We start from the raw sequence: 554 nt of genomic DNA, 5'->3' as shown, positions 1-554 counted from the left end.
GGGAACGACACCACGCCAACGATTGCAGGTACCAGCGATGCACCGCAAGGCAGTGAAGTAACCATTGTTGTCACCGACAGCAGCGGCGCAGCGCAAACAATGAGCGCCACCGTACTAGCCAATGGTACGTGGTCAATCCCTGTACCGGTAGCACTCGCAGAAGGTGCATACACCATTAGCGCGAGTGTTGAAGATGTGGCAGGCAACGACACCATCGCCACAGGCGCAGGTGAAATAGATACCACTGCACCGACACTTGTACTTACCAGCCCAGGCTCAAGTAATGACATCACCCCGACACTCAGTGGCACAAGTGATGCCGTTGAAGGCACCGTTATTAGCTTCATCGTGGTGGACGATCAAGGCAATACACAAACGTTCACCACCACTGTGGATGCCGATGGTAACTTCTCTGTAGAAGTACCGACTGCACTGGCAGAAGGGCCGTACACGATCACCGCCAACATCAGCGATGTGGCAGGAAACAGCACCGATATTACCGGCAACGGCACCATTGATACCACAGCACCAAGTGTGAGTGTAGATGCGCCATT

The 554-nt window shown here is 54.2% G+C and carries 1 protein-coding gene; it reads left to right on the top strand.

Going from position 1 to position 554, the window contains the following annotated elements; translation table 11 throughout:
* Positions 1 to 554 (top strand): Ig-like domain-containing protein (locus tag H5120_RS20045; protein ID WP_182675884.1); only part of this gene is annotated, 554 nt, incomplete at both ends.

It is taken from the genome of Pseudoalteromonas sp. SR43-2, from assembly GCF_014163885.1.
GTDB classification, from domain to species: Bacteria; Pseudomonadota; Gammaproteobacteria; order Enterobacterales; family Alteromonadaceae; genus Pseudoalteromonas; species Pseudoalteromonas distincta.
The sequence above is the reverse complement of the archived record's forward strand: the minus strand, read 5'-3'. Positions and strand labels throughout refer to the sequence as shown.